Source organism: Devosia oryziradicis (assembly GCF_016698645.1).
Classification (GTDB): Bacteria; Pseudomonadota; Alphaproteobacteria; order Rhizobiales; family Devosiaceae; genus Devosia; species Devosia oryziradicis.
Window position 1 is genome coordinate 1,959,605 of the sequence record NZ_CP068047.1, and the last position, 20,461, is coordinate 1,980,065.

Annotated in this window: 23 protein-coding genes; 13 read left to right on the plus strand and 10 right to left on the minus strand. The window is 63.8% G+C overall.

The genetic code is table 11. The annotated features are described in order from the left end of the window. Positions 1-17: 17 nt before the first annotated feature. The 3 genes from flgA to flgF are packed head-to-tail and all read right to left on the minus strand — an operon-like array spanning position 18 to position 2,514. Entirely contained in the window at positions 18-962 is a 945-nt protein-coding gene (gene flgA, locus JI749_RS09745) for a flagellar basal body P-ring formation chaperone FlgA (RefSeq protein WP_201652788.1), read from the minus strand. Between the two features lie 13 nt (positions 963-975). Then, a complete protein-coding gene (gene flgG, locus JI749_RS09750) occupies positions 976-1,761 on the minus strand; it encodes a flagellar basal-body rod protein FlgG (protein WP_201652791.1) in 786 nt (261 codons plus the stop codon). 15 nt (positions 1,762-1,776) lie between these two features. Further along, entirely contained in the window at positions 1,777-2,514 is a 738-nt protein-coding gene (gene flgF, locus JI749_RS09755; RefSeq protein ID WP_201662726.1) for a flagellar basal-body rod protein FlgF, read from the minus strand. Between the two features lie 288 nt (positions 2,515-2,802). Between flgF and JI749_RS09760 the strand changes: the two genes are divergently transcribed. From JI749_RS09760 to JI749_RS09780, 5 genes are all read left to right on the plus strand, one after another. Then, complete coding sequence (locus JI749_RS09760; protein WP_201652794.1) at positions 2,803-3,321, plus strand: flagellar basal body-associated FliL family protein; 519 nt, start codon at positions 2,803-2,805, stop codon at positions 3,319-3,321. After that, positions 3,321-4,502 (plus strand): flagellar motor switch protein FliM, encoded by a 1,182-nt coding sequence (gene fliM / locus JI749_RS09765; RefSeq protein WP_201652797.1) that lies wholly within the window; start codon positions 3,321-3,323, stop codon positions 4,500-4,502. The genes JI749_RS09760 and fliM overlap by 1 nt, the downstream gene beginning before the upstream one ends. Then, positions 4,502-4,930 carry a DUF6468 domain-containing protein gene (locus tag JI749_RS09770; protein WP_201652800.1) on the plus strand — a complete coding sequence of 143 codons (429 nt, stop codon included), beginning with the start codon at positions 4,502-4,504 and terminating at the stop codon, positions 4,928-4,930. Before fliM ends, JI749_RS09770 begins: the two co-directional genes overlap by 1 nt. Further along, the gene (locus JI749_RS09775; RefSeq protein WP_201652803.1) at positions 4,927-6,030 is read left to right on the plus strand and encodes a MotE family protein; all 1,104 of its coding nucleotides are present in this window, start codon (positions 4,927-4,929) and stop codon (positions 6,028-6,030) included. Before JI749_RS09770 ends, JI749_RS09775 begins: the two co-directional genes overlap by 4 nt. A gap of 142 nt (positions 6,031-6,172) precedes the next feature. Further along, complete coding sequence (locus tag JI749_RS09780; RefSeq protein WP_201652806.1) at positions 6,173-9,520, plus strand: tetratricopeptide repeat protein; 3,348 nt, start codon at positions 6,173-6,175, stop codon at positions 9,518-9,520. Here the strand turns inward: JI749_RS09780 and fliP are convergent, their stop codons facing one another. After that, complete coding sequence (gene fliP, locus JI749_RS09785) at positions 9,521-10,312, minus strand: flagellar type III secretion system pore protein FliP (protein ID WP_407644908.1); 792 nt, start codon at positions 10,310-10,312, stop codon at positions 9,521-9,523. Further along, entirely contained in the window at positions 10,287-10,973 is a 687-nt protein-coding gene (locus tag JI749_RS09790; RefSeq protein ID WP_201652809.1) for a flagellar biosynthetic protein FliO, read from the minus strand. The genes fliP and JI749_RS09790 overlap by 26 nt, the downstream gene beginning before the upstream one ends. Positions 10,974-11,153: 180 nt before the next feature. On the opposite strand from JI749_RS09790, the gene flgB reads away from it, so the two are divergent. The 8 genes from flgB (at position 11,154) to JI749_RS09830 (ending at position 18,121) form a co-directional block, all read left to right on the plus strand. Next, on the plus strand, positions 11,154-11,561 hold the full coding sequence (gene flgB, locus JI749_RS09795; protein ID WP_201652812.1) for a flagellar basal body rod protein FlgB: 408 nt from the start codon (positions 11,154-11,156) through the stop codon (positions 11,559-11,561). 12 nt (positions 11,562-11,573) lie between these two features. Next, on the plus strand, positions 11,574-11,984 hold the full coding sequence (flgC, locus tag JI749_RS09800; RefSeq protein ID WP_201652816.1) for a flagellar basal body rod protein FlgC: 411 nt from the start codon (positions 11,574-11,576) through the stop codon (positions 11,982-11,984). 11 nt (positions 11,985-11,995) lie between these two features. Continuing rightward, positions 11,996-12,334: a flagellar hook-basal body complex protein FliE gene (gene fliE, locus JI749_RS09805; protein ID WP_233280721.1), complete on the plus strand. Its 339-nt coding sequence runs from the start codon at positions 11,996-11,998 to the stop codon at positions 12,332-12,334. A gap of 54 nt (positions 12,335-12,388) precedes the next feature. Beyond that, a complete protein-coding gene (gene fliQ, locus JI749_RS09810) occupies positions 12,389-12,655 on the plus strand; it encodes a flagellar biosynthesis protein FliQ (RefSeq protein WP_201652819.1) in 267 nt (88 codons plus the stop codon). A gap of 2 nt (positions 12,656-12,657) precedes the next feature. Beyond that, complete coding sequence (gene fliR, locus JI749_RS09815) at positions 12,658-13,425, plus strand: flagellar biosynthetic protein FliR (RefSeq protein ID WP_233280722.1); 768 nt, start codon at positions 12,658-12,660, stop codon at positions 13,423-13,425. Positions 13,426-13,572: 147 nt separating this feature from the next. Further along, positions 13,573-14,655, plus strand: a complete 1,083-nt coding sequence (gene flhB, locus JI749_RS09820; RefSeq protein WP_201652822.1) for a flagellar biosynthesis protein FlhB — start codon at positions 13,573-13,575, stop codon at positions 14,653-14,655. A 500-nt stretch (positions 14,656-15,155) separates the two neighbouring features. Beyond that, positions 15,156-17,729: a cell cycle histidine kinase CckA gene (gene cckA, locus JI749_RS09825; RefSeq protein ID WP_201652825.1), complete on the plus strand. Its 2,574-nt coding sequence runs from the start codon at positions 15,156-15,158 to the stop codon at positions 17,727-17,729. Continuing rightward, complete coding sequence (locus JI749_RS09830; protein ID WP_201652828.1) at positions 17,726-18,121, plus strand: DUF2237 family protein; 396 nt, start codon at positions 17,726-17,728, stop codon at positions 18,119-18,121. Before cckA ends, JI749_RS09830 begins: the two co-directional genes overlap by 4 nt. On the opposite strand, the gene JI749_RS09835 is transcribed toward JI749_RS09830, so the two are convergent. From JI749_RS09835 to JI749_RS09855, 5 genes are read right to left on the minus strand one after another with little or no spacing between them, the layout of a single operon-like run. Further along, positions 18,093-18,314, minus strand: a complete 222-nt coding sequence (locus JI749_RS09835) for a hypothetical protein (RefSeq protein ID WP_201652831.1) — start codon at positions 18,312-18,314, stop codon at positions 18,093-18,095. The two genes, JI749_RS09830 and JI749_RS09835, sit on opposite strands and share 29 nt — an antisense overlap. Positions 18,315-18,339: 25 nt before the next feature. After that, positions 18,340-18,525, minus strand: a complete 186-nt coding sequence (locus JI749_RS09840) for a hypothetical protein (protein ID WP_201652834.1) — start codon at positions 18,523-18,525, stop codon at positions 18,340-18,342. A gap of 3 nt (positions 18,526-18,528) precedes the next feature. Beyond that, a complete protein-coding gene (locus JI749_RS09845; RefSeq protein WP_201652838.1) occupies positions 18,529-19,020 on the minus strand; it encodes an SRPBCC family protein in 492 nt (163 codons plus the stop codon). 10 nt (positions 19,021-19,030) lie between these two features. Then, a complete protein-coding gene (locus tag JI749_RS09850) occupies positions 19,031-19,381 on the minus strand; it encodes an ArsR/SmtB family transcription factor (RefSeq protein ID WP_201652841.1) in 351 nt (116 codons plus the stop codon). 60 nt (positions 19,382-19,441) lie between these two features. Further along, the gene (locus tag JI749_RS09855) at positions 19,442-20,461 is read right to left on the minus strand and encodes an aldo/keto reductase (RefSeq protein ID WP_201652844.1); all 1,020 of its coding nucleotides are present in this window, start codon (positions 20,459-20,461) and stop codon (positions 19,442-19,444) included.

Below are 20,461 nucleotides of genomic sequence, written 5' to 3' on the forward strand. Positions count from 1 at the left end.
CTATCTCCTGAAGGCTATCAAAGGCCGGCAAGTTCGAGGGGTGCAGCGCTGACTTGGACGGCGCCGGCCGAAATGGCGGTGGCGCTGATGACGCGCTTGGACATGAGGTTGATGACCTGCACCATTCCGCCCGCGGCGGCGCCGGTCACGGCCTGGCCCTTGACGGTCAGCGTCATCGGGCCCTGGCGGAAATAGATGGTCACGGGGTCGTTCTTGCTGATCAGCAGGGGCACGCTGACGTCCGAAGCCTTGAGCATCATGCCTTCGCGGCTCTGGCGTACCAGGCTCTTGCCGACGACATCTTCCAATCGCGGCACGCCCGTGCTCTCGACGAATTTGAGCGGCACCGGCCGCATCTCGATGTTCTCGGCCGACAACAGGGTGCCCGCGGGAAGGCTGGCATTGATATGGGGAGCCGCGATCATCAGCTCGATCGAGCCGGAAACGTCCAGCGGCTGCTCCATGCCGGCAATGGTGAAGCGGGCGGTGAAGGCGCCGTTGCCTGGCAGGTAGCGCAGGTTGATGATGGTGGCCGGTTCGGCGACTGCCTCGGCATTGACCGGCTGGACAGGCACCGAGAACAGGGTGTCGACCGTCATGCCGTCGGTGATGATGCCCCGTCCGGCCAGGTCGGCGGCGATGAGGTCGGAGAGCACGCGTTCATCGACCACGGCGGCGGCGCGGGTCACACGGACGCCGTCGAGGCCGCCGTTCTCGAAATCACTGATGCCGACGCGGGCGAGAGCCGCGCCGATGTCGGAAATGCTGACCATTCCGGTGGTGCCTGGCTTGGGTGCGCGGAACAGCGGCTGCTCGGCACCGGCACCGGCCGCCTCGAACATGTCGCCGACGGTTACGATGGGAGCGGTAACCACGATTTCGGCCTTGAGCAGCGGCGTGGCCCAGGCACTGCCCGACAACAGCAGGCCGGCGAAGGTGGCGATTGCGGAACGCAGGATCATCACGAGAGCCCCCTCAACGCAGCTGGCTGGTGGCCTGCATCATCTGATCGGCGCCTGAGATGACACGGGCGTTCATCTCGTAGGCGCGCTGGGCAGCGATGAGGTCGGCGATTTCGGTGACGGAATTGACGTTGGCCATTTCGAGGTAGCCCTGCAGCAGGTCGCCGGCACCGTCGGCATTGGGCACGGCAACCTGGGCGGGGCCGCTGGCGGCCGTTTCGAGGAACAGGTTGTCACCCATCGATTCCAGGCCCGACTTGTTGACGAAGCGGGCGAGCTGGAGCTGACCGAGCTGGGTAGGAGTGGTTGCATTGTCGAGATAGGCGCTGACCATGCCATCCGGTGAGATGGCGACGCCGTCGGCGGTGCCGGGAATGGTGATGCCGGGGTCGATGGTATAGCCGGTCGAGGTGACGATCGTGCCATCCGGCGACCGCTCGAAGGAGCCGTCGCGGGTGTAGCCGGTGCGCCCATCGGGCAGTTGCACCATGAAGAAGCCCTCGCCGCGGATGGCCACATCGAGTTCGCGCTCAGTGATGTTGACTGTACCCTGGCTCATGACGCGCGGGGTGGAGACCGTGCGCACGCCCGAACCGATTTCGAGGCCTGCTGGGATCAGGGTACCCTGGTCCGAAGTCTGCGAACCGGCCCGCGTGATCTGCTGGTAGAGCAGGTCTTCGAACTCGGCGCGCTGGCGCTTGTAGCCAGTGGTCCGCATGTTGGCGATATTGTTGGAAATGACTTCGACGTTGCGTTCCTGGGCGCTCATGCCGGTCGATGCGATGTAGAGAGCTTTCATGGCAGGATCCTCAGGTTACGCGTTGGCGTCGCCAAGACGCTGGATGGCGGTGCGGCGCAGCTCATCCTGCTTCTGGGCGAGGTTGGCGGCCGATTCATATGCGCGTTGCACGCGGATCATTTCGGCCATCTCAGTCACTCCCGAGACGTTGGACTTTTCGGTGAAACCCTGCATCGCCCGGCTATTGGCTGCCACCAGTGGCTGGCCGCCGGCCCACAGGTTGCTGCCTTCGCGGGTCAGAGCCTGCGGATTGGCGAATTCGACCAGGCGCAACCGGCCTTTCGGCCCTGCACTGGTGCTGATCGAGCCGTCCGATGCGATGAGGATACCGGTCTCTTCCGGGGCGAACTGGATGGGACCGCCTTCGCCAAGCACCGGGTTGCCGTTGAGATCGACCAGCGTGCCATTGGCGCTGAGCTGGAAGGCGCCCGACTTGGTCCAGCGTTCGCCAGCCTGTGTCTGAACCGCGAAGAAGCCGTCGCCATTGAGGCCGACATCGAGCTCATTGCCGGTCTGCACCATGGCGCCGCTGCTCAGGTCATGCGTGGTGGCCCAGTCCTGGACATAGGACAGAGGCTGGTCGAGGCGGGGGAAGTCCCGGTCGCGGGCCACCGGCATCACATATTCTTCAAACAGGATGTTCTCTGCCTTGAAGCCGGTCGTGTTGATGTTGGCCATGTTGTTGGCCACGACATCCATCTGCCGCTGGAGCGCGATCTGCCTGGAAAGGCCGATCAGTTGCGCGTTCTCGATCATCGCTGATCCCCGGAATGTTAACGTCCCCGAGACTGCCGGCTTCCCCAAGCCTGCCGCCTCGCAATTTACATTGCAGAAACCATGCCAGGTCGCAAAATTTAATAAAATCAAATGGATAGCGAAAGGCGACCGCTAACCTTGCCGCGCTATCCTTTCCCTGCGCGGCAAAAGCTGCCCGGCAAATTTTGCCGCTTCAGGCGCTTTGTAACCAATCATTAACCATCGGGCGCTTAGCTGGACCAACAGCCGGAATCGTCCGGGAAGCCTCGTATTTGGCAGGTTGGCATGGCCGCGGAAGCAGAAGTCGAAGAAGGCGCCCCGGCCAAGAAGGGGATACCCAAGCTCTTCATCATCATCGGTGCGGCTGCCATCGTCGTGCTGCTGGGCGGCGCTGGCCTGTTCTTTTTCCTGTCATCCGGCTCCGCGCCGGCGGAAGGGGAGCATGCGGCCGACGGTGCCGCTACCGATGGACATGGCGGTACGGCGGCAGCCGGCCATACCTTCATCTTCAATCTTCCGCCGATGATCGTGAACCTCAATGGCGAAGAGGGGCAGAAGGAGGCTTTCATGAAGCTGACCGTCGCCCTGGAAGTCGCCAATGAGGAGACCATGCTGGCGATCCAGCCGAGCATGGCCAAGGTGGTCGATGCGTTCCAGGTCTACATGCGCGAGCTGCGCCGCTCCGACCTTGAGGGCTCAGCTGGGGTCTATCGTCTCAAGGAAGAGCTGCTGCGTCGCGTCAATGTCGCGATCTATCCCACGCGCGTGGAGTCCATCCTGTTCAAGGAAATCCTGGTGCAGTGATGGCTGGCCCTACCGAACAGGACAAGCTTGCCGATGAATGGGGCCTCGACGGGGTCGTGGGTGCCGATGACGTCGTCAATGACGAGGACATGACCGACGAGGAAAAGGCCGCCGCGGCCGCCGCGGAATGGGCCGCGATGATCGAGGGCACCGACGCCGCCGGCGATGGCGGTGCCGATCGCGTCCTCAACCAGGACGAAATCGACAGCCTGCTCGGTTTCGATGCCAGCGTCGGCAGCAATGTCGAACTGACGGGCGTCCAGGCGCTGATCAATTCGGCCCTGGTCAGCTACGAGCGTCTGCCGATGCTCGAAATCGTCTTTGACCGCCTGGTGCGGCTGGCGACGACCTCGCTGCGCAATTTCACGTCCGACAATGTCGAAGTCACCATGGACTCGATTTCCTCGGTGCGCTTCGGGGATTACCTCAATTCCATCCCGCTGCCGGCCATTCTGTCCGTCATCAAGGCTGAGGAATGGGAGAATTACGGGCTGCTGACGGTCGACTCCAGCCTGATCTATTCGATGATCGACGTGCTGCTGGGCGGGCGCCGGGTTGGCGGCAATATCCGCGTGGAAGGCCGCCCCTATACCACCATCGAAATGGCATTGGCCCGCCGGATGATCGAGGTGATCCTCGACGACACCCATCGCGCATTCGAGCCGGTGACCCAGGTCAATTTCAAGCTCGAGCGCATGGAGACCAACCCGCGCTTCGCAGCGATCTCCCGCCCGGGCAATGCCGCCATCCTGATCGAGCTGCGCATCGAGATGGACGACCGTGGCGGCAAGATCGAAATTCTCCTGCCATACGCGACCATCGAGCCCATCCGCGAACAGCTGCTGCAGATGTTCATGGGCGAAAAGTTTGGCCGCGATCCGATCTGGGAAGGCCACCTTGCGACCGAAATCTACGCCGCCGACGTAGAGGTCGAGGCCGTGCTGCACGAGCAGGACCTTCCCCTTTCGCGCATGCTGTCGATCAAGCCGGGCGATACGGTGATGTTCGATCGAACCCCGACCGATCCGGTACGGCTGCGCTGCGGCGATGTCGAGCTCACCGAGGCGATCATGGGCCATATCGGCAACCACGTATCCGTGCGGGTTTCCCGCCCGCTCAACCCGCCCAAGGTCACCATGGCGGCCTTCGAGGCCATCGACGAGAATATGGAAGGACGATGATGTTCGGTTTGCCCCTGGGCCTACTTGTGGAAGGCGCTGTCGCCGTTCTGCTCGCGCTGACAATCGGATACTGCATCGTGCTCAACCAGCGCCTAAAGCGGCTGCATGCCGACAAGGACGTGATGCGGCAGATGGTGGCCGACCTTGTGGGGGCGACCAACCTTGCCAATCAGGCGATCAAGGAGCTCAAGCAGACGGCCGTCGAAGCCGACCTGTCGCTCAATTCGCGCCTTGAAGAGGCCGAACGCTTCGGCATCGAGCTGGCCAACCACGTCAATGCCGGCACGGTTTTGATGGAGCGGATCGCCAAGATCACCAGCGTGGCGCGCCACAGCCAGGCCATCGAGCCGGTCGAGCAGCCCAACAAGGTGCAGTCCGCATTGGAGCAGCTATCGGCCCGCGTCCGCACTCGTGGAGCCGCCGCGTGACCCAAATCCGTCTCCTGCCGGTCGTTGTTCTGGCCATCGCCGCCTTGCTGGTGCTCAAGACCCTCGGTCTTGTCACCAATGGCGGCTATGTGCTGACCGGCATTGGGACGGTTCAGGCGTCCGGCACCGGTTCTGGCTCTGCCGCTGGAACCACGGAGACCGATTCTACGGTCACCCCGGCTGGCGAGCCCACCATCGAAGATACCAGTCCCACCATCGCCGATCCCGCGCCGACGCTTGGCGCCGAGCCCGCCGAAGCAGGCGGCCACGGGGCGCCAGCCGCTGAGGCAGCCGATGCCGGCGGTGATCACGGCGCCCCGGCCGCCGACGCGGCCGCGACGACCGAAGGGGAGGCCGATGCCGGACATGCCGCCGCGCCCGGCACCAACTGCGTGGTCTCCAATGCCTCGATTACCGACGGTGGCGAGGTGGTGCTGAACCCGGCTTCAGGAACTGCCGATGCCGGTGGGCACGGCGCACCAGCCGCCGCAAGCGAGGCCGCTCCGGAGGAAGAGCCGGTCGTCGTTCCCGAAGACAGCTTTGCTGCGCAGATGACGACCGATTGCCTGCCCTCGGGCGATGTGGTGCCGATGGAAATCAGCGACGACGGCAAGATCGTTCCGCTGGTCAGCGCCGATGGCGTTTCGGGCACCGAACAGCAGTTGCTGGAGCGACTGACCGCCCGCCGCACCGAGTTGCAGCAATATGAGCAGGATCTGGCGATGCGCGAATCCATCGTCGATGCCGCCGAGAAGCGCATCGAGGAGCGCACGGCGACGCTGGAGGCCCTGGAGGCCCAGATTTCCGCGCTGGTCGACCAGCGCGAGGAAATGGAGACCGGTCAGTTTGCCGGCATCGTGGCCATGTATGAGAACATGAAGCCCAAGGACGCCGCCAACATCTTCAACAACCTGGAAATGGATGTCTTGCTGCGGGTCGCCAAGACCATGAGCCCACGCAAGATGGCGCCCATTCTGGCCCAGATGAACGCCACCCGTGCCCAGGAACTGACGGTGCAGATGGCGGCCCTGGCCGATCGTCCTGCCTCCGAAATGACCCCTGAGGATTTGGCCGCTCTGCCCCAAATCGTTGGTCAATAAGGCTTTACCGATTGACGTAAGGCGACGTTAAGCACGGGTCGCTAGGGTGCACGGGACTATCGTGTAACCTATGCGTTTTATGTCCCCGGAGCCGAAGGCTGCGCCATGAGACGCTCCAAGTGTGTCGGGCGGGCAGAAGCCGGTGAAGACCGCGATCATCAATGGTTTGCGACGCACATGGCGCGTCGCGCTGATTGGCGCCGTGCTGGCGGCGATCAGCCTGGTTGCGCCTGCCCAGGCCGTTGAGCAGGGGCAGCTTTTCGCCACCCAGGAAGATGGTTACGCCCGGCTGATCCTGAGCTTTCCAGGTCGCGACGACCTGCCCCAATACAAGATGCGCATCGAGAATGGTGTGCTGTCGCTCGAATTCGATGAGCAGGTGTCGATCATCCTTCCCGATGTCGGCACCACGATGGCCGACTATCTCTCGGTGGCGCGCGTTGATCCGGACGGGAAGGGCCTTCGCCTGGGCCTGCGTTCCGCATTCAACTTCAACCGCATCGAAGCTGGCGAAAAGCTGTTCATCGACCTGATGCCTCAGACCTGGCAGGGCATGCCGCCGGCGCTGCCGCAGGACATTATCGACGAGCTGGCCGAGCGCGCTCGACTGGCCGCCATTGCCGCCGAGCGCGAGCGCAAGGCCGCCGATGTAGTCGACCTCGATCCGAAAGCCACATTGCGGGTGGGGCGCAATCCCACTTTTATGCGCCTCCAGTTCGACTGGACTGTTCCGACCACGGCCGAATATGTCCAGGAGGGAACCACCAGCCACATTGCGTTCGAATGGCCGGTCGGCGTGGACCTGCGGGACCTCACGGCCGATCTGCCGCCGGAGATCGCCACGGTCGAGAATTCGGTCACCCCTGACGGCTCGCTGGTCACGCTTGCGCTGGCCGAGGGCGTCACTCCGAGATTTTACGAGAATTCGCCGCGTCAGTTCATTCTCGATGTCGACATTGCCGGTGTTGGCTTGCCGAGCTTCACCGCCGCCAGCTTGGTGGACGATGTCGCGCCGGACGAGCATGCTGCGGCACACGAAGATCCTGCCGACCCGCAGGTCGACAAGCTGTTCCCGCAGAATACGGCCAGCGCCATCACGCCGTTTGTCAGCGTTCTCGGCTCGACAGTCCGGGTCGTGTTTCCGTTCGAGCAGGATACGCCGGCCGCCGTGTTTCGCCGCGGCGATACGCTGTGGATGATGTTCGACAGCGTGTCGGGCATCCTGCCGCCCGAGCACTCTAACGAGCTCGACGCGCTTGCCAGCGAGTTTTCCATCGTTGCCTCGGGCGACACTCAGGTGGTGCGCGTCGATCTCTCCCAGGATCGGTTGGCTACCCTGGGGTCGGAAGGCATGGCCTGGGTGCTCTCGCTGGGCGACATCATGCTCACGCCGACCGAGCCGATCGAACTGAGCCGTCGCCGCGACATCGAGGGGAACTTCGAGGTTGTGGCCGATGTTGCCCGACCCGCCCGTGTGCACGAATTCCGGGATCCGATGGTCGGGGACCTGCTCAAGGTGGTCACGGCCTATCCGCCGGCACGCGGGGTTACCCGGACGCTGGACTATGTCGACTTCTCGGCGCTGCGCAGTGTGCATGGCCTGGTCATCAAGCCCGAAACGCCCGAACTCGATCTGGCCATCGAGAACGACCTGGCCGTCATGTCGACTTCGGGTGGCCTGACCGTGTCGGCCATCGATACGCCGCGTACGCTGGGCAACGGTATTACCGAAAGCCTGCGCGGCAGCTATGTCGACCTGGCGAGCCTGGAAGAGAAGGACTATGGCGCCTTCGCTGCGCATATCGAGGACCTTCTGGCCAAGGCGGCTGGTGGCGAGGGTCGGGACCGTGACGTGGCCCGCCTCGACCTGGCGCAGTATTATGTCGCCAATCGCTTTGCCCACGAGGCACTCGGCGTGCTCAAGGTGCTTGAGGCCGACCTGAAGGCGGAAGACCTCACCCGCAAGGTGCGCATCACCAAGGCCATAGCCGAGACGCTGGCGTCGCGTCCTGCCGACGCGCTGCGCATTCTCAACGCCTCCTCGGTCGGCCAGGAACTCGATGCGCTGTTGTGGCGCACCATTGCCCGGGCCGATGCCTACGATTTCAAGGGCGCCAGCTCCGACGCAAACGAGGCCACCGGCATCGTCGAGAACTATCCAGTCTGGGTCCGCAACAAATTCTACTTCGCGGCCTTGCGCTCGGCGGTGGAAACCAACGACCTGCCGCGGGCGGAGCGCTTCCTCGACGACATCGATTTTGCCAGCCTCGATCCGGAGGAATCGAGCCTCTATCACCTGCTGTCCGGCCGGATTGATGAAGGCCACGACCGTATTTCGGAGGCCCTCGATACCTATGGCCAGGTGATCGCCGCCGATATCCGGCCGACCCGCGCCGAGGCCATCTACCGTACGCTGCGCCTGCTGGACGAGCAGGGCAAGCTGGACCTCGCCAAGGCTGCCCACACGCTGTCGGCCGAAGCCTTGCTGTGGCGTGGCAATGCGCTCGAGGCGGACATGCAGACCATGCTGGCCGACTTCTACTTCCGCGCTGGGGACTACCGCAGCGGTTTCGAGACGGTGCGGCAGGCGGTCGCCAATTACCCTGAGAGCCCCCCGGTCAACGCGATGCGCGATGAAGCGCAGCGGATGTTCAGCGAACTGTTCTTGAACGGCGCCGCCGACTCGCTCGGGCCAATCGATGCGCTCAGCCTGTTTTACGATTTCCGCCAGCTCACGCCGCCTGGATCGCGTGGTGACGAGATGATCCGCAACCTGGCGCGCCGCCTGGTGCGGATGGACCTGCTGCCGCAGGCTGCCGAACTGCTCGAATATCAGCTCGACAACCGCCTGACCGGGGTGGCCCGTACGCAGATCGCGGCTGACCTTGCCATCATCTACCTTGCCGACCGCAAGCCGCAGGAAGCGTTGCGCGTGCTCAATACCACCCGTCTGCCCGACCTGCCGGAGACCCTGCTGCGCCAGCGGCGTGTACTGGAGGCGCGCGCCATGATCGACGGCGGCCGCGACCAGCTGGCGCTTGACCTGTTACGTGACATGGATGGACAGGATGTGACGCTGCTGCGCATCGACGCGCACTGGAAGGCCAAGCGTTACGAGCAGGCCAGCGAGATGCTGGAAGCCCTTTATGCCGGCCAGCCCGGCGGAGCGCCGCTCGACCAGCCGACGCGCATGGGATTGATCAAGGCCGCTGTCGGCTTTGCCCTGGCCGGCGACAGCTTCGGCCTCTCGCGCCTGCGGTCCAAGTTCGGCGACGCCATGGTGGTTACGCCCGAATGGCCGATCTTCGACCTGGTGACCGGGCAGGTTGCCGTCACCAGCCTTGAATTCAAGGCCGTGGCCAACCAGGTCGCCGATGTCGGTGGCATCAACGCCTTCCTGACCTCATACCGCGACACCTATGCCGGCGAAGGTGCCCTGGCGCCACTCACGGCGACCGAGCCCAGTGCGGGAATGGCCAGCGCGCAGTAGCTATCCGCCGCCGCCACCAACAAAGCTGCGGACAAGCGAGCCGGCGACCAGGTACCAGCCGTCGACGAGCACAAAGAAAATCAGCTTGAACGGCAGCGAGATCACCACCGGTGGCAGCATCATCATGCCCATGCTCATCAGCACCGAGGCGACGACCATGTCGATGACCACGAAGGGCAGAAACAGCAGGAAGCCAATCTCGAAGGCGCGGCGCAGCTCCGATATCATGAAGGCCGGGATCAGCAGCTGCAGGGGGATTGCCTCCGGGTCCTCGGGAATGGGTGCATCCGTCAGGTCGTAGAACAGTCCGAGATCCTGCTCCCGCACATTGGCGCGCATGAACTCGTGCAGCGGTGCGCTGCCCAGTTCGAATGCCTCGGCAATCTCGATGTCCCCCGCCAGCAGCGGCGCGATGCCTTGGTCGTAGCTCTGTTGCAGCGTCGGCTGCATCACGAAGATGGTCAGGAACAAGGCCAGCGACACCATGACCGAGTTGGGCGGCGCGGTCTGGAGGCCGATGGCGGTGCGCAACAGCGAGAGCACCACCACGATACGTGTGAAGCTGGTCACCATCACCAGGATGGAGGGCGCCAGAGACAGCAGGGTGATCAGGCCGATGAGCTGGACAGCACGCTCGGTCAGCGTGGTGTCGTCGCCGAAGTCGATCGATATGTCCTGGCCCAGCGCGACGGCGGGGAGGAGGGCAACCAGGGCAAAGGCAATCAGGCCGACATAGGGTGCGACCCGCCGCAGCGGCGGGGGCGCCTCAGTTCCGGTTTGCCTCGTTGGTATCCTCGACAAGGTCGGTGCCTTCTACGTCACGCCGCGCCGTTTCCTCTTTAGCTGAGTCGGACGCGGCCACGACGGGAGCTGGAGAGTTTTCGGGGGAAACCGGCATTTCCGTTTCGCTGACCGGGCGGAGCAGTCCTGTATGGCGCAGCGACAGATGGGCGCGCTTGTTGGTGGGCAGTCCGAGCTCACGCAACTGTTCGATGGCGGTGGTCGGCGCGGCGCTTGCGGCTGCTCGCGGTGCGGCCGTCGCAGCGGCCGGCGCGGCCGGGGCCGGAGCGACAACGGCGCTTGGCTGTGCCTTGGCCGGCGCCGGCTTGCGGCCCGCGACCATGGGGATCGGACGCCGCTGCGGCTGCGCCGCGGCGGCTTCCTCTATGGCGATACCGGCTTCCACCACGATGTCCTGCGTTCCGCCCACCAGGATCAGGTGCTCGACATCGTCCCGCCGGATGATCAGCAATTGCCGCTTGGGGTCAAGCGCGAGCGAGTCCACCACCGCCAGGCGCCGGTTGCGGCCGCGCACCGCGTTTCCGGACGCGCTGAACACCAGCTTGAGCAGCCACAGGACCAGCAGGATGGCGACGATAACGGCGCCCAGCGCGAAGAGTGCGGTGAGCAGGGTGCTGCCGGAGCCGCCGAAGAGGCTGGTGATGAACTGCATGAAGGTCTCCAATTCGCGGCCCGCCCGAATCCGGGCGGCATATATTGCCTATCACATAAGGCAAATGTGCAGAATGCGAGGCCACAATCGGCGTAGCGACCCCGGGTTAACGCTTGATTAACCATAGACCGGCAAGATTTGCCCATCGGGTCGCCAGGGACTCGCGGGGGATTTCGGCCAATGGGCCTGATGAACATGTCGGTCTTTACGGCGCTCACCGACAAGATGCGCTGGCACCAGGCGCGTCAAGGGCTGCTGGCCGAAAACGTCGCCAATGCCGAAACGCCCGGCTATCGCGGGCGCGACCTGGCACAATACGACTTCGACGACCGCAGGGCCGGTTTTTCGTCGGCCACCATCACCACCTCGGCGACGCAACCCATGCACTTTTCGGTGTCGAGCGCCGAAGGGAGCGTTTTCGATGCGCAGCGCATGGCCAATTTCGAGATCACGCCGGAAGGCAACGGCGTGACGCTGGAAGACGAGATGATGAAGGTGACCACCAACATGATGGACTATCAGGCGGCCACCAGCCTCTATCAGAAATCGATCAAGATCCTTCGCACGGCAATGGGCCGGCAGGCCTAGGAGTAACGCGGCATGGACTTCAATTCGTCGCTTCGGATCGCCGCCACCGGTCTGCACGCGCAGACGGCGCGTATGCGCGTCATCGCGGAAAACCTCGCCAACGTGGACTCCGCCGGCAAGGCGCCGGGGGAGGAGCCCTATCGCAGGCGCATTCCCACCTTCGAGTCGGCGTTCGACCCCGATGTCGGCGGCAAGATCGTCGAAGTGGGGAACTTGGCCTATGACATGAGCGCCTTCACCTCGCGCTACGAGCCAGGCCATCCGGCCGCCGATGCGCGCGGCTACGTGCAGTATCCCAACGTCAATCCGCTGATCGAGACGATGGACATGCGCGAGGCTCAGCGCACCTACGAAGCCAACCTCAACGTCGTCACCGTCACGCGGCAGATGCTCGGGCGCACGCTCGACATCCTGCGCGGCTAGGAATCCAGTAGATGGCCATCAATACCCCGTTCAACGCTGCCACCGCGGCCTACAGCAATGCCAGCAGGCTGATCAACCAGGCGGCCAAGCCGAATACCGATCTCACCGCCCTCGCCAATCCGCCGGGCAAGGGCAACAACTTTGCCGAAATCCTGGCCCAGCAGGTGCAGGGCGTAGTCGATGCCGGCAAGGCCAGCGACGCCATGGCCGTCGACATGGTCAACGGCAAGGCCAATATCGTGGACATGGTCACCGCCCTCAGCGAGACCGAGATGGCGATCGAGAGCATGGTCACCGTGCGCGATCGCGTGATCTCGGCCTATGAGGAAATCATGCGGATGCCGATCTAGCCGCGGCGGGCGTAGAATGACCAGCGGGCGGCGATTCGCCCGGCAGGAACGACCATGACTGGCGCAGAAGTGCTCGACATAGCCGGTGACGGCATCTGGACGCTGATCATCGTATCGGCGCCGATGATGCTGGTGGGCCTGGTGGTCGGCGTCATCATCGCTTTGTTCCAGGCGCTGACGCAGATCCAGGAACAGACCCTGGTCTTCGTGCCCAAGATCATCGCCATCTTCATCACCATGCTGCTGACGCTGCCGTTCCTGGGCGCCACCATGGGCGGCTACATGAACCGGGTGGTCGATATGATCATCGTGGGCGGCTGACGGTGACCATCGGGCTCGACTGGCTGCCCAATACGGCCTTCCTCTACCTCCTCATGTTCACGAGGATCGGCGCGATCCTCATGCTCATGCCCGCCCTGGGCGAGGACATGATTCCGATGCGCATGCGGCTGAGCTTCGCGCTGGCCTTCACCCTGGTGGTCTATCCGCTGCTCTCGCCCTCGTTTCCGGCCATGCCGGAGAACGTCATGGCCATCTTCGGCCTCATTTTCCATGAGCTGGCGATCGGCATCATGCTGGGGGCGATCGTGCGCATTACCGTGATGGCGACACAGGTCGCCGGCGCGATCATCGCCTTCCAGACCGGCCTTTCCAGCGCCATGGCAGCCGATCCGACCCAGGTAGGCGTTCAGGGTGCCGTGTTCGGCAGTTTCCTGAGCTTTCTGGGCATGGTGCTGATCTTCGCGACGGACCTGCATCACGTGGCGCTCGCTGCCACCTATGACAGCTACATGGTCTTCCCGCTCGATGCGCCGCTGATGTTCGACGATGCGGCGCAGATGGCGATCCGCACGGTGGCCAGCGCCTTCAGCATCGGCATCCAGATGTCCGCGCCATTCATCGTCTTCGGCCTCGTCTTTAATCTGGGCGCCGGCATCCTGGCTCGCCTGATGCCGGCCTTGCAGGTCTATTTCCTGCTCATGCCGGCCAACATCTTCATCGGGCTCGGGCTGTTCGCCATGCTGCTCACCATGATGATGGGCTGGTACCTGAGCCATTTCGAGGCTCACCTGGCGATGTGGAGGGGCTAGAAAGAATGTCCCAATATCCCCGTCAGGACGAGGCGAGAGCGGCGGTTTGCGAGAACCGGCGCGCAGCGTGCGTTTTGCACGTGAGCACCGGAAGCGGAGCAAATCGCTGCCCGCAGGCCGTCATCACGGGGATTGTGGGGCATTCTGATGTCTGACGAGGCCCCGGAGAACGACGCCAAAACAGAAGACCCTTCCCAAAAGAAGCTCGAGGACGCCCACAAGAAGGGTGATGTCGCCAAGAGCCAGGAAGTGGTCACCTGGTTCATGCTGCTCGGCTCGGCCGCCGTCTTTTCCATGATGGCGCCCGGCATGGCCACCAACCTGGCCGAGTCCCTCAAGATCCTGCTGATGAATGCCGACCGGTTCGACCTGGACGGCGCGGGCTTTGGCGCCTTCTTCAACAACCTCGCGCTGGCGCTGCTCGGCACCGTGCTTGTGCCATTGGTTGTGCTGTCGAGCTGCGCCATCGTCGCCAATCTCATCCAGCATCGCCCGCTGCTGTCGACCGAACCGATCACCCCGAAATTCTCCAAGATCTCGCCATTGGCCGGGGCCAAGCGGCTGTTTTCGGCCGACTCGCTGGTGAATTTCGGCAAGGGCCTGCTCAAGATCGGCATTGTCGGCGCCGTCGTGGTGATGACGGTCTGGCCCGAGCGTGACCGGCTCGACACCATGATGACGGCCGACCCGATCATCATCCTGGCCGACTTCCAGGAAATCGGCATCAAGATCTTCACCGCGGTGCTGATGATCGTGACGCTGATTGCCGCGGTGGACTATTTCTATGTCCGCCAGAAATGGTGGAAGCGGCTGATGATGACGGTTCAGGAAACCCGCGACGAATACAAGCAGATGGAGGGCGACCCTCACATCAAGGGCAAGCTCCGCCAGTTGCGCCAGGAGCGTTCGCGCAAGCGCATGATGGCCGCTGTGCCCGACGCGACCGTCGTCATCACCAACCCGACCCACTTTGCCGTCGCGCTCAAATACGACAAGGGGATGAGTGCGCCCAAATGCGTGGCCAAGGGTGCCGATGCCGTGGCCTTCCGCATCCGCGAACTTGCCAGGGAACACGACGTCCCGATCGTCGAGAACCCGCCGCTCGCCCGCGCGCTGTTCGCCAGCGTGGAGGTGGACGACTCCATCCCCAACGAGCATTTCAAGGCCGTCGCCGAAGTCATCGGCTTCGTCATGCGCCTCAAGCGCGGGGCAGGCTGGAAGGCGGGGTAAAGGGTGGAGGTGAGTCACACGCACCAGACCCAATACTTATCCCCCTTCCCAAATCCTCCCGCATACTGCTCCCATCTTCACGGCAGAGCCGGTCATGACGAGTGATGACCGTGGAGACAGCCAGGGATGGGAGGTCGCTCTCATTGGGCGGGGGGAATTCGGCAGCTACGCTTGCGACACAGCGTGCCTGACCCGGACCCGCGAAAATCCTGGCGTGGTGGCGGGGCAATGGCCTCACTTCCTTCATCTACCCCTTCGAGGCAGGCGCCTCGCCACCATAGCTCTCTGAGCGCCCACGGCGTCTCACGCGACGAGCTGACCCGACGACCCAACAACCGCATCACAGGCGGCGCTTGCGCACGCCCGGCTAAAACACCACGCCCACCCCGCGATCCCGTGTTGAAAAGCGTGATCAAGCTCCCGCATGACGGGGGCATTTGCTAGACCATTGCTGAGTGCCTGATTCGGCCCGACTCACCGGTTACGGAGCATCCTGACCCATGGCATCGACGCCAATAGGCGATGACAATTACCCCGATCCGCTCGTTGCGGCAGGTCGGGGCAGTGCAGGGCTGTGGCGCGTAGTCGTTCTCGGACTGCTGCTGGTCGCCATCGCCGTCGTCTTCGCGCTGTTCAGCGACCGCATTCCGGCCGATGTGATCATGACCTTCATCGGCGTGCTCGCCGTCGTTGGCGTCTTCTGCCTGTTCGGCCTGGCGGCAGGGCTCTTCCGCTTCGCCAGCGGCGAGGAGCGGCGCACCATCTCCAATGCAGTGGTCGACAGCCTGCCGTTCGGCGCGGTGGTGTCGGACCGCGATGGCAAGATTTCCTATGTCAACGCCCATTACGGCAGCTTCTCGGGCGCCGTGACCAATGGCGTGCCAGTGGGCGTACCGCGGCTGTTTGCCGGCCAATCAGATGCCAGCGAGGCCATCTATCGGCTGTCGCGCGCCGCCAAGGACGGGCGAGCGGCAGTGGAGGACATTCGCATCGTCGGTGGCCTCGGCGGTTCGCTAGCCGACAGCGCCAAGCCGTTCTGGTACCGCGTCGGCGTGCGCCCGCTGCCGGAATCGGACGAGACCAGCAAGCCGATGGTGATCTGGTCGGTCGAGGACATCACCCGCGACCGCGACAATAATGAGAGCGCCTTCCGCGACCTGCAGCGCGCCATCGACTATCTCGATCATTCGCCGGCCGGCTTCTTCTCGGCAGACGCCCATGGCCGCATCCAGTACCTCAACTCCACCCTGACCGACTGGCTGGGCTACGACCTGGCCGAGTTCAATTCCGGCCACCTGCGGCTGTCCGACCTGGTGCGCGGCGATGGCGCGACGCTCTTGATGCGCGGCCGTGGCGACGGCGAAATTCGCACCGAGATCATCGATATCGACCTGGTCCGCCGCAACGGCACCAGCTTCCCGGTCCGCCTGATGCATCGGGCCGCGCGCCTGGCCGATGGCGAATTGGGCGAGACGCGCACCCTGGTGCTCGACAAGTCCAAGGCGCCCGACACCGAAGAAGAGCTGCGCGCCGCCGAAGTGCGGTTCTCGCGCTTCTTCAACGACACGCCGTTCGCCATTGCCACGCTCGATGGGGAAGGGCGGATCATCCGTACCAATGCCCCGTTCGGGCGCATCTTTCGCTGGTCGGGCGAGGAGAAGAGCCTCGAACAGCAGCCGCTCAGCGAGCTTATCGGCGAGGGCAGCCGCGAGAAGTTCGCGCGCGCCCTGGCCGATGCCGCTGCGCATCGGTCCGAGATCGAGCCGGTCGATGCCCTGCTCAGCGTCGAGGGCGATCATGCGGTGCGGCTCTACCTGTCGTCGTCGGAAATGAGCGCCGGCTCGCCCGAGCAGGTCAATGTCTATGCCCTCGACATGACCGACCAGCGCAAGCTCGAGGCGCAGTTCGCGCAGAGCCAGAAGATGCAGGCGGTCGGCCAGCTCGCCGGCGGCGTGGCGCATGATTTCAACAACCTGCTGACTGCCATTATCGGCTTCTCTGACTTGCTGCTGCTCAAGCACAAGCCGGGCGACCCTTCGTTCGGCGAGCTGATGCAGATCAAGCAGAATGCCAATCGTGCTGCCGGCCTCACCCGCCAGTTGCTCGCCTTCTCGCGCCGCCAGACCTTGCGCCCGCAGGTGCTCGAGCTGCCGTTGATCGTTGACGACCTGACCGTGCTGCTCAAGCGCATGATCGGCGAGAAGAACACGCTCGCCGTCGAGCATGGCCGCAATATCTGGCCGGTACGCGCCGACGTGGTGCAACTCGAACAGGTCATCATCAACCTGGTCGTCAATGCCCGTGACGCGATGCCCAATGGCGGCTCCATCACCATCCGCACCGCCAATGTCGAGCGCTCCGAGGCGGAGCGCATGAACTTCGAGGGTCTGGCTCCGGCGGACTATGTCCTGATCGATGTCGAAGACACCGGCACCGGTATGAGCCCGGAAATCCTGCAGAAGATTTTCGAGCCCTTCTTCACTACCAAGGAACTTGGCAAGGGCACGGGCCTGGGACTTTCCACGGTCTATGGCATCGTCAAGCAGACCGAGGGCTATATCTATCCCGTCTCGACGGTTGGCGTGGGAACGACGTTCAAGATTTTCCTGCCGCGCCATGTCGCCAGCGCGTCCGAGCAGGCGGCGAAGGTAGCGGCCGCTGCGGCGCCGGTGCGCGACCTCACCGGTCATGAGCGCATCCTCCTGGTCGATGACGAGGAAAGCGTTCGCGCTTTCTCGGCCAAGGCGCTGCGCGCCACCGGCTACGAGGTGTTCGAAGCCGATGGCGGCGAAGAGGCGCTCGAGGTTCTCGAAGACGAGGACTTCAAGATCGACCTGATGATTTCGGACGTCGCCATGCCGGAAATGGATGGACCGACGCTACTCAGGCATGTCCGCGAAACCATGCCCAATCTCAAGGTCATCTTCGTGTCGGGCTATGCCGAGGAAAGCGTCCGCCGTGACATCGAGGACGACCAGAGCGTCGAATTCCTGCCCAAGCCCTATTCGCTCGACCAGATCAACACCAAGGTCAAGGAAGTGCTGCAGAAGGTGGGCAAGAGCGACGCCAATTGAACGTCCAGGGGCGCTTCGAGGGACCCGCCGAGCTCAACGTTCTGGGCGAGCCGCTGCAGGCCTGCTCCAGCGACCCGCTGACCGGCTTCTTCCGCACCGGCTACTGCGCGGCCGGCCCTGACAGTGCGGCGGTGCACCTGGTTTGCATAGAGGCGACGGCCGCATTTCTTGCCTACTCGAAATCGGTCGGCAACGACCTGTCGACGCCGATGCCGCAATACGCGTTCCCGGGGCTGGTCGCCGGCAACCGCTGGTGCCTGGTCGCGATGCGGTGGCTGCAGGCGCACGAGGCCGGCGCGGCGCCACGCGTGTTTCTGCGCTCTACCAACCAGGCCGTACTCGGACTTGTCCCCCTTGAGGTGCTCAAGGCTTATGCTCTGGATCTGAACTGAGCTGCCGCTGCGTCTGTCGCTTCACCCGGGCGATGAACAGGGTCGCAGCGATGATCAACAGGGCGAACAGAATTGTCAGGCAGACGCCGACGACAAATGCCGGTTTCAGCTCGCGGCCCGAGGGATAGAGCTGGAAGACCATGATCGCGATGAAGACCAGGCAGGCAATGATCGTCGGTATCGGATTGCCCATGCTGCCTCCGTGGTCTTGGCCAGACCTAGTCCTTTCTAGATCGCATAATACGCGCCAGCGCCGCGCCAAGTCCGGCAAGGGCGACGACGAAGAACGTCCATTGGGTGACCAGCAGGAATGTGCTCGGCGCTTCGGGCGTCGAGAAAATCATGTAGCCCAGCCAGGCGGCGACAAGGCCGCAGACCAATGCCGAGATGCGCGGGTCGCTCATGGCCTACTCCTGCTTCAATTCGGCAAGCACGGTATCGAGCTTCTTGTAGCCAAACTCCATGCCCTCGGCCATCGGCGTCTTGAGGGCCCCGTCGCGGGCATCCTTCGACGCGTAGGTAATGGTGTTGACCAGCGTGGTCCGGCCGCTGGTTTCGTCGAAATCCAGCTTCGAAACCGTTTCGCCGCCGGTCCAGTCGTCATCGAACAGTTCGGCGCTGGCCACATGCGAGACCGGCTCGAACGCGGTCACCACGCCGCCCATGCCCATGACATAGCCGTCCGGGGCCTTCCATTCATAGCGGTACCTGCCGCCCACCCTGGCGTCGAATTCGCAGACGGTCATGATCCAGCCCTCGGCGCCGTTGAGCCAACGCCGGATCAGTGCCGGCTGGGTGTAGCAGGCAAAGACCAGGTGGCGCGGCGCATCGAAGTGGCGCGTAATGACGATCTGCGTATCGGTGGGCGTCGTTACGGTCAGCGGGTCGCCAAAGACCATGTCGATCTCCTCAATTCTTGCCAGCCGCGGCCTCGAGGCTTTTCAACTCGTCGAGCAGGGCGTCGAGCTGGCCGAACTGCTTTTCCCAGAACTTCCGGTATTCGATGAGCCAGCCAGTTGCCTCCGCCAGCGGCGCTGCCTCCAGCTTGCAGGGGCGGCGTTGCGCATCCCGGCCGCGCGAAATGAGCCCGGCATTTTCGAGCACCTTGAGGTGCTTGGAAATGGCCGGCTGGCTCATTTCGAAGGGTTCGGCGAGTTCCATGACCGAGGCTTCTCCTCGCGCCAGGCGCGCCAGGATCGCGCGCCGCGTCGGGTCCGCAAGAGCCTGGAAGGTGGCATCGAGCTGTTCGGAGGTCGGCATAGGAAATAACTTTCGGGTTCTAGAACCGTTGAGTTATGTAACGCCTTTGCGGTGCGACCGTCAAGCGGTGCCGCCGGGTATAGGCGTGCCCGGTGCCAAGAGACCCTTGGCCGCCAGCGTGGTCCAAAGCTCGCCGGGCACCTTGGCGTCCCACCAGCCGAGAATGCCGTCGAGCTCCTGGGGCGAACGCGGCCCCGGCAGGACGTTGCAGACCGCAGGATGGGTCAGCGGAAATTGCAGCGCCGCTGCGGGCAGGGGCACGCCGAATTCCCGGCACACGGCTTCGATGGCCCGGACCTTGGCGACGACGTCGTCCGGCGCCTTGGCATAGTTGAACTTGTCGCCACCGACCAGAATGCCCGAATTGAATGGCCCGCCGACCACCACGGAGGAACCGCGCTGAACGCAGGTGGTCATGAAAGGATCGAGCGAAGTCTGTTCCAGCAGGGTATAGCGACCAGCCAGGAGGAAAACGTCCCAATCCCCCAGTTGGAAAGCGTCCATGAGCACTTCCCACTCGTTGACACCCAGGCCGATGGCCTTGACCACGCCGGCGTCGCGCAGTTCGCGCAGCGCCTTGTAGCCGCCACCCGCCAGCTGTGCCCAGAGCGGCTTGTTGCCCTCGACGCCATGGGTCGCGACGCCGATGTCGTGGACATAGAGAATGTCGATCTTCTCGAGCCCGAGCCGCTGCTGGCTGTCCTCGAACGAGCGCATGACGGCATCGTACGAATAGTCGTAGAGCTGGTTGAAGGGCAGGGGATCGACCCAGTTGCCCTTGTCCTGCTCGGCGGCGCTCACAGGCTTGAGCAGGCGTCCGACCTTGCTCGACAGCACCACGTCCTCGCGGCGCTCGCGCAAGACGTCACCCATCAGGTGCTCGGAGCGGCCCAGGCCATATTGCGGGGCGGTATCGACGTAGTTTATCCCCACGTCCAGCGCATGGGATACCGTGGCGCGGGCCTGCTCGGCGGGAACGGCGGAGAAGATACCAGCAAGGGAGGCGCCCCCCAGGCCCAGCGTGGTCACCTGCAGGTCGGTGCGTCCAACCCGTCGCTTTTCGAATGTGCGAGCAGTCAT

Coding starts and splice junctions, on each gene's coding strand:
- JI749_RS09855 (WP_201652844.1), bottom strand. CDS start 20,461: ATGACTGCTCGCACATTCGAAAAGCGACGGGTTGGACGCACCGACCTG.
- cckA (WP_201652825.1), top strand. CDS start 15,156: ATGGCATCGACGCCAATAGGCGATGACAATTACCCCGATCCGCTCGTT.
- flhB (WP_201652822.1), top strand. CDS start 13,573: ATGTCTGACGAGGCCCCGGAGAACGACGCCAAAACAGAAGACCCTTCC.
- JI749_RS09850 (WP_201652841.1), bottom strand. CDS start 19,381: ATGCCGACCTCCGAACAGCTCGATGCCACCTTCCAGGCTCTTGCGGAC.
- flgG (WP_201652791.1), bottom strand. CDS start 1,761: ATGAAAGCTCTCTACATCGCATCGACCGGCATGAGCGCCCAGGAACGC.
- JI749_RS09845 (WP_201652838.1), bottom strand. CDS start 19,020: ATGGTCTTTGGCGACCCGCTGACCGTAACGACGCCCACCGATACGCAG.
- fliE (WP_233280721.1), top strand. CDS start 11,996: ATGGCCATCAATACCCCGTTCAACGCTGCCACCGCGGCCTACAGCAAT.
- flgA (WP_201652788.1), bottom strand. CDS start 962: ATGATCCTGCGTTCCGCAATCGCCACCTTCGCCGGCCTGCTGTTGTCG.
- fliQ (WP_201652819.1), top strand. CDS start 12,389: ATGACTGGCGCAGAAGTGCTCGACATAGCCGGTGACGGCATCTGGACG.
- JI749_RS09770 (WP_201652800.1), top strand. CDS start 4,502: ATGTTCGGTTTGCCCCTGGGCCTACTTGTGGAAGGCGCTGTCGCCGTT.
- flgB (WP_201652812.1), top strand. CDS start 11,154: ATGGGCCTGATGAACATGTCGGTCTTTACGGCGCTCACCGACAAGATG.
- JI749_RS09840 (WP_201652834.1), bottom strand. CDS start 18,525: ATGAGCGACCCGCGCATCTCGGCATTGGTCTGCGGCCTTGTCGCCGCC.
- JI749_RS09790 (WP_201652809.1), bottom strand. CDS start 10,973: ATGCAGTTCATCACCAGCCTCTTCGGCGGCTCCGGCAGCACCCTGCTC.
- flgC (WP_201652816.1), top strand. CDS start 11,574: ATGGACTTCAATTCGTCGCTTCGGATCGCCGCCACCGGTCTGCACGCG.
- JI749_RS09835 (WP_201652831.1), bottom strand. CDS start 18,314: ATGGGCAATCCGATACCGACGATCATTGCCTGCCTGGTCTTCATCGCG.
- JI749_RS09760 (WP_201652794.1), top strand. CDS start 2,803: ATGGCCGCGGAAGCAGAAGTCGAAGAAGGCGCCCCGGCCAAGAAGGGG.
- fliM (WP_201652797.1), top strand. CDS start 3,321: ATGGCTGGCCCTACCGAACAGGACAAGCTTGCCGATGAATGGGGCCTC.